Consider the following 7,156-nt stretch of genomic DNA (forward strand, 5'->3'; position numbering starts at 1 on the left):
GCCTCGTCGTTCGCGCGGGCGATCCGGCGTGGGGGGGGGGCCGGGCTAATCGCGCAGCCGGGCCCGGAAACCCCCCCCCCCCCCCCCCCCCCGGGGGGGGGGGGGGGGGGGGGGGGGGGGCCCCCCCCCCCCCCCCCGCGGGCGCCCGCGTCAGCTGCGGAACGGCCCCTTCACCTCGTACGTGATGCCCCCGGAGGAGCTTCCGCTCGTCCCGCGCTGCGAGGAGAAGTAGAGCCGGCTGCCGTCCGGGGAGAACGCGGGCCCGGTGATCTCCGAGCCGGACTGGCCGGTGATCCGCAGGAACGGGGCCACCGTGTCGTCCGGCGTGATCAGGCAGATCTCCATGTTCCCGCCGTCCTCCGCGATGTACAGGTCGCCGGAACCGGACCGGGTGACGTTGTCCACCCCGGTCAGCGGGGCGGAGCCGCCCGTCACCAGCGAGTCGTCGTAGGCGAGCGAGATCGACGAGGCGTTCGCGTCGTACGCCCACACGCGGTTGTCGCCCTTGGTGGTGAACCAGCAGGTGCCCGCCGCGTAGAAGCAGCCCTCACCACCGTTGAACACCTTCGCCCCGGACACCTGGTGCCGCGTCTGGGTGGAGGAGGCGGCCGGGTCCGGCACGTTCGCCCAGGTCACCGGGCCGGAGGTGCCGGTGCCGGCTACCAGCACCTGAAGCGTGCCGTTCGCCAGATTCCCCCAGGTGGTGGGCCGGAAGCGGTAGAAGCGGCCGTCGCTCTCATCCTCGGTGAGATAGACGTAACCGTGGTCCGGGTCGGCGGCCGCGGCCTCGTGCTTGAAGCGGCCCATCGCCGGACGCCGCACCGCCGCGTTCACGCCCCACGGGTCGGTCTCGTAGACGTACCCCCGGGTGACCTCCTCGCAGGAGAGCCAGGTCTTCCACGGGGTGGCACCGCCCGCGCAGTTGTTGTTCGTGTCGCCCAGGATCCGGTACGCGGAGGTCACCGTCCCCGAGGAGTTGAACCGCACCGCGCTCGCCCCGCCCCCGCTGCTCGGCGACACCTCGGCGTTGGAGACGTAGATCCAGCCCGAGCCGTCGGCGTACGTCGCGCCGCCGTCTGGCGCGCTGTGCCAGCGGTAGGAGGTGCCGGGCACGGTCTGCCCGGAGCGGGCGACGATGCGGCTGGTGAAGCCGCTCGGCAGCTGGATGCCGTTGCCGTTGGCCGCCTGGAGCGCGCCGTACGGGCCGGGGGCCGGCTGGGCCGGGTCGGCGAAGGCGGCGCCGCGCCACAGCGTGCCGCCGAAGGCCGCCGCCGAGCCGCCGATCACGGCGGTGCGCAAGAAGTTCCGACGTTCCACGATCACTCCACGCATGAGTGAGGGCCCGCCGCTCCGGACGGACCGGCGGGTCGCGCATCAGGACTGTAGGAGTGCGGAGTTGACGGAACGTCAAGCGTGGGTGAACGGGCGGCGGAGGGGTTGCGCAGGCAATCCCTCCCGCCCCGGGCCGGCTGTCAGTCCGCCCGTACGGCGAACACCGGCACCGACACCTCCTCGTCGTCCAGGCACGCCCCCGTCACCAGGTCGAAGCGCTGCTTCAGCAGCGGCGAGGCCACGAACGGCCGCCCGCCCGCCGAGCCGAGCAGCCCGCGCGAGAGGACGTACGCTCCGGTGAACGGATCCCGGTTGCCGATCGCGTACACCCGCCCGGACCGGTCCATGAAGACGGCCGCCTGGTCCCCGTCCGGCAGCAGCACCGCGACGCCCCGCCCGGGAAGCAGCACCCCCCGTTCGCAGACCGTCAGCCAGTCCTCCCCGTGGGCGATCCGGACGAACCCGGTCTCCTGCGCTGTCGTGATCGTCGCGGTGGTCATCAGGATGCGGTCCCTTCGAGGGTGCGGACGGCGAGGACGGGTCCGGCGAGCAGTTCCAGATCCGGCTTGATCTGGTCCCGCTCCGGAACGAACCTCACCGAGGGGTCGGGGGCGTCGGGCGCGTTGACGAAGGTGACGAACCGGCGCAGCCGCTCCGGGTCGTTGATGGTCTCGGCCCACTCGTCGCGGTAGCCGGCGACATGGTCGGCCATCAGCCGCTCCAGCTCCTCGCAGAGCCCCAGCGAGTCGTGGACGACCACGTCCCGGACGTGGTCCAGGCCGCCGTCGATCCGCTCCAGCCAGGCCGAGGTGCGCTCAAGACGGTCGGCGGTGCGGATGTAGAACATCAGGAACCGGTCGATGAGGCGCACCAGTTCGGCGTCGGAGAGGTCCTGGGCGAGCAGGTCGGCGTGGCGCGGGGTGGCCCCGCCGTTGCCGCCGACGTACAGGTTCCAGCCCTGGGCGGTGGCGATGATCCCGAAGTCCTTGCCCCGGGCCTCCGCGCACTCGCGGGCGCAGCCGGAGACCGCCGACTTCAGCTTGTGCGGGGAGCGCAGGCCTCGGTAGCGCAGCTCCAGGTCGATCGCCATCTTCACCGAGTCCTGCACGCCGTAGCGGCACCAGGTCTGCCCCACGCAGGACTTGACCGTGCGCAGCGACTTCCCGTACGCGTGACCGGACTCGAAGCCCGCGTCCACCAGCCGGGTCCAGATCAGCGGGAGTTGGTCGACCCGGGCGCCGAAGAGGTCGATGCGCTGGCCGCCGGTGATCTTCGTGTAGAGGCCGAAGTCGCGGGCCACCTCGCCGATGACGATGAGCTTCTCCGGGGTGATCTCGCCGCCCGGGATGCGCGGCACGATCGAATACGACCCGTTGCGCTGGAGGTTGGCCAGGAAGTGGTCGTTGGTGTCCTGGAGCGCCGCCTGCTCGCCGTCCAGCACATAGCCGCTCGCGCCGACCGTGGGCGCCAGCGAGGCGATGACCGAGCCGACCGTGGGCTTGCAGACCTCGCAGCCGTCCCCGCCCCGCGCCTCCTCGCGGCCGTGCGAGTCGAGCAGCTCCACGAACGAGGTGACCTCCAGGGTGCGGACGATCTCGTACAACTCGCTGCGGCTGTAAGGGAAGCAGCCGCACAGCCCCGCGTCCTCGGGCGGCGGCATCAGCTGCCCGATCACCTTCAGGCAACTGCCGCAGCCCGTACCGGCCTTGGTGCACTTCTTCACCTCGGGCAGCGTGGTGTGCTCGCAGACCGCGCCCTTGGTCACGTTGTGGCAGGAGCAGATCACCGCCTCGTCGGGCAGCGCGGACGGGCCGAGCGCCACCGGGCCGCCGCCCGATCCGGCCGGCAGCACCAACTGCTCGGGGGAGACGGGGAGTACGGTGCCCGTCATCGGTCGCAGCGTGCCGTACTGCTCCGCGTCCCCGACCAGCACTCCGCCCAGCAGCGCCCCGTCCCGCCCGATCACCAGCTTCTTGTAGATCCCCGACCGGGCGTCGGAGTACACGACGTCGAGCGATCCCTCGGCCGCCCCGTGCGCGTCGCCGAACGAGGCCACGTCCACCCCGAGCAGCTTCAGCTTCGTCGACAGGTCCGCCCCCGTGAACGCGGACCGCCCGCCCGCGATCACCTCGGCCGCCGCCAGGGCCATCTCGTAGCCCGGCGCGACCAGCCCGTACACCCGGCCGTCGGCGGCCAGCGCGCACTCGCCGATCGCGAAGACCGCCGGGTCCGAGGTCCGGCACTCCTCGTCCACGACGATCCCGCCGCGTTCCCCGACCGCGAGGCCGCACTCCCGGGCAAGCTGGTCCCGGGGCCGTACGCCCGCCGAGAAGACGACGAGATCGACGGCGAGCGAGGAACCGTCCGACAGCGCCATCCCGGTCACCGCCCCGTCCTCGCCCGCGGTGACCTCCTGCGTGCCGACCCCCGTGTGCACGGTCAGTCCCATGTCCTGGACCGTCCGCAGCAGCGCCGCGCCCCCGCCCTCGTCCACCTGGACCGGCATCAGCCGGGGCGCGAACTCCACCACATGCGTGGCCAGCCCGAGCCCCTTCAGTGCCCCGGCCGCCTCCAGACCGAGCAGCCCGCCGCCCACCACCGCACCGGTCGCCGCGCCCTTCGCGTACTCCTCGATCGCGAGCAGGTCCTCGATCGTCCGGTACACGAAACAGCCCCGGGCGTCCTTCCCCGGCACCGGCGGCACAAAGGGGTACGAGCCCGTCGCCAGCACCAGCGTGTCGTACGGGAACACCGCCCCGGACCGCGCGGTCACCGTCCGCCCCGCCCGGTCGACGGCCGTCGCCGGATCGCCGACGTACAGCTCGATGCCGTGCCGCTCCATGAAGCCCGGCTCCACCAGCGAGAGGTCCTCGGGACTCCGCCCGTCGAAGTACGAGGTGAGCCGCACCCGGTCGTAGGCGGGCCGGGGCTCCTCGCAGAGCACGACGACGCGGGCGCCGCCGGCCGCCGGGGTCAGCCCGCGGTCGGCCAGGGCCTCCAGGAACCGCTGGCCGACCATGCCGTGCCCGACGACCACGATCGTCGGGACGGCGGTGTGCGCCTGGGCGGCCGGGGTGGTGTTCGAGGCGGCGGCGGTGGTGCGCGGCTCGAAGGTGGGCTCCGGCATCTCAGTGGCCTCCGTCGGTTGTCCTGGTGCCATGAGCCTGGGCGGGAGGTGTTACCCGGCCGCATCCCGCCTGTTTCCCGGGCGGAACCTTGCGCTCAGCGGCCCGCCCCGGGCCCTGTGAGGGACCGAAGAGGAGGGACCGGCGACAGGCGTCTAATGTCGGTTCGTGCCTGACATAACCCTGACGACCCTGGTCCTCCTCTGCCTCGCCGCGGCCGCCGCGGGCTGGATCGACGCGGTGGTGGGCGGCGGCGGGCTGCTGCTCCTGCCCGCGCTGCTGCTCGGCCTGCCGCACGTTCCGGCGGCGCAGGTGCTCGGCACCAACAAGGCCGTGGCGATCGTGGGCACCTCGGGCGCGGCGGTGACCTTCCTGCGCAAAGCCCCGGTGCGGGTGGGTCTTGCGGTACGGGTCGGGCTGATGGCGCTCGCCGGGTCGATGACCGGGGCGTTCTTCGCCGCCGGGATCAGCAGCGAGGTGCTCCGCCCGGTGATCATGGTCGTGCTGCTGGGGGTCGCCGCCTTCGTGATGCTGCGCCCGTCCTTCGGTACGGCGGCGGCGGGCGACGGCACGGACCGGCCGGTGACCCGGGCCCGGATCATCACGGCGGTCGTGCTGGTCGGCGGCGGGATCGGCTTCTACGACGGGCTGTTCGGGCCGGGCACCGGCACCTTCCTGGTGCTGGCCCTGACCGCCGTGCTGCACCTGGACCTGGTGACCGCGTCGGCCACCGCGAAGATCGTCAACGTGTGCACAAACGGAGGGGCGCTGGCGATGTTCGCGTACCAGGGCACCGTGCTGTGGCAGCTCGCGGCCGTGATGGCGCTCTTCAACCTCGCGGGCGGCATGGTCGGGGCGAAGATGGCGCTGAGCCGGGGGAGCGGCTTCGTCCGGGCGGTGCTGCTGACCGTGGTCTTCTCGCTGGTCGCCAAGCTGGGCTTCGACCAGTGGAACGCCTAGCGTTCCCGGGCGGGGTGGTCGGCGCACGTCGGCTCGGCGCACCTCGGCTCGGCCTGCGTCGGCTCGGCGCATGTCGGCTCGGCCCACGTCCGCTCGGCCCGCGTCGGCTCAGTGCACGTCGGCTCAGCGCACGTCCGTGAGGTGCGCGTACGCCACCACGTTGCCCTGGTAGCCCGTCTCCTTCGAGAAGCCGCCGCCGCAGGTGATCAGCCGGAGCGAGGCGTGCGGCGAGTCGCCGTAGACACGCTGGTCGGGGAAGTCGTCGTTGTCGTAGACCTCGATGGCGTCGATCGAGAACACGGCCGTGCGCCCGTCCTCGCGGTCCACCTCGACGCCGGTCCCCTTGGTCAGGGCGCCCAGGGCGTAGAAGACGGACGGTCCCTGCGCGTTGTCCACGTGCCCGGCGACGATCGCGGTGCCCTTGGCGCCGGGCGGGACGCCGCCCTCGTACCAGCCCGCGAGGTTGCGGTCCTCGTCCGGCGGTACGTCGAGACTGCCGTCGGCGGCCAGCCCCAGCCGGGTCATCGGCGCGTCCACGTCGATGCTCGGGATGCGGATGCGGACCGGCGCGGAGGGGTTCAGCGGCTCGGCGACCGGGGAGCCGGGCTGGAGCTGCGGCCCGGAGGCGAAGGCCTGGGCGCTGGAGGGCTGCGGCGGGATCAGCTGGCCGCCGGGCCCGTTCTGGATGAGCCAGATGCCGCACAGTACGGCGATGCCCACCAGCCAGCCCTTGGCCTTCTGCGCGCTCGATGACACGGCGTCGTCCTCGGTCGGTGGTCCGGTCCTCGGTCGGTGGTCCGGGGCGGGCGGGACGCGCTCGGGGACGCGCCCCGCCCGGTCAGGGGGGAAGCGGCGGTTCGGCTTCCTCCGGAGCGGAGCCGGTTCAGCTTCCTTCGGCGCCCTCGGAGCGGCGGCGCAGCAGCCACAGCCCGCCCACGGCGGCCAGGCCGATCACGCCGACGCCGAGGGCGACCTGCGTGGAGTTCGGTTCGACGCTGCCGCCGACCCCGGTCCGCACATGGCCGGACGGGCGGTCGTGGATGGGCTTCTCGTGCTTGCCGCCGCCGATCACCTTGAGGTCGCCGACTGCGTCCTTGCCGTTGTCGCAGGAGACGACGATCTCGTAGGTGCCGGGCCGGGTGTCGTGCGGCACGGTGAACTGGCCGACTACGACCTCCTTGTGGGTGCCGGGGCGCATCTCGAAGTCCCCGGCGTCCAGCTCGTTGGCGTCGCCGATGCCGGAGCCCTTCTTGCCGCAGGCGGTGGTGTTCACGGTGATGGTGGCGCCGGGGGGCGCGGTCGCCGGGGTGATCTCCAGGCGGCCGAAGTCACCCGCGTACGCGGACGGAGCGGCGGCGGTGAGACCGAACGCGATGACGGTGAACGCGGCACCGACGGTGCCGGTCACGAGGCGGGCAGGACTGCGCATGAGGATCCTCCGGGCAGACGGCGCGAGCGGGTGTGTCCTGCCCCCGAGCCAACGGGGGTGCGGCCCGCCACGCCTTCTGACACCGGGTCAGCTTTCACCCGTACGGACCGGCGCGGCACCCTTGCCGGAATGGATCACCGCAGGTCGCGGGGGTGCGGCTGGGCCGTTCGGTCCGTACCCGCGGCCCGGGTGCCGATCGGGTGAGACGCCTGCGCGGAGTGTGACGCAGGTCACACGAATGACCTCGCGGGCCCGGGGGGGGGGGGCCCCCCCCGCCCCGGGGGGGGGGGTACGCGTCGGGCGCGGCCGG

General features: G+C 73.0%; 6 protein-coding genes. 1 reads left to right on the forward strand and 5 read right to left on the reverse strand.

Annotated elements, in window-relative coordinates; all coding sequences use genetic code 11:
* Nucleotides 1-150 precede the first annotated feature (150 nt).
* The 3 genes from JS521_RS19110 to nirB form a co-directional block, all read right to left on the reverse strand.
* Nucleotides 151-1,317 carry an alkaline phosphatase PhoX gene (locus tag JS521_RS19110; protein WP_205084189.1) on the reverse strand — a complete coding sequence of 389 codons (1,167 nt, stop codon included), beginning with the start codon at nucleotides 1,315-1,317 and terminating at the stop codon, nucleotides 151-153.
* 155 nt (nucleotides 1,318-1,472) lie between these two features.
* Nucleotides 1,473-1,832, reverse strand: coding sequence for a nitrite reductase small subunit NirD (gene nirD, locus JS521_RS19115; protein ID WP_205084190.1), 360 nt, complete (start codon nucleotides 1,830-1,832; stop codon nucleotides 1,473-1,475).
* Nucleotides 1,832-4,459: a nitrite reductase large subunit NirB gene (nirB, locus tag JS521_RS19120; protein ID WP_205084191.1), complete on the reverse strand. Its 2,628-nt coding sequence runs from the start codon at nucleotides 4,457-4,459 to the stop codon at nucleotides 1,832-1,834. Before nirB ends, nirD begins: the two co-directional genes overlap by 1 nt.
* A gap of 166 nt (nucleotides 4,460-4,625) precedes the next feature.
* On the opposite strand from nirB, the gene JS521_RS19125 reads away from it, so the two are divergent.
* Nucleotides 4,626-5,417: a TSUP family transporter gene (locus JS521_RS19125; protein WP_205084192.1), complete on the forward strand. Its 792-nt coding sequence runs from the start codon at nucleotides 4,626-4,628 to the stop codon at nucleotides 5,415-5,417.
* 123 nt (nucleotides 5,418-5,540) lie between these two features.
* Here the strand turns inward: JS521_RS19125 and JS521_RS19130 are convergent, their stop codons facing one another.
* Both JS521_RS19130 and JS521_RS19135 read right to left on the reverse strand, forming a co-directional pair.
* Nucleotides 5,541-6,173: a class F sortase gene (locus JS521_RS19130; RefSeq protein WP_205084193.1), complete on the reverse strand. Its 633-nt coding sequence runs from the start codon at nucleotides 6,171-6,173 to the stop codon at nucleotides 5,541-5,543.
* A gap of 127 nt (nucleotides 6,174-6,300) precedes the next feature.
* On the reverse strand, nucleotides 6,301-6,846 hold the full coding sequence (locus JS521_RS19135; protein WP_205084194.1) for a GVDTG sorting domain-containing protein: 546 nt from the start codon (nucleotides 6,844-6,846) through the stop codon (nucleotides 6,301-6,303).
* Nucleotides 6,847-7,156: the final 310 nt, after the last annotated feature.

Source organism: Streptomyces durocortorensis, assembly GCF_016901035.1.
GTDB lineage: Bacteria > Actinomycetota > Actinomycetes > Streptomycetales > Streptomycetaceae > Streptomyces > Streptomyces durocortorensis.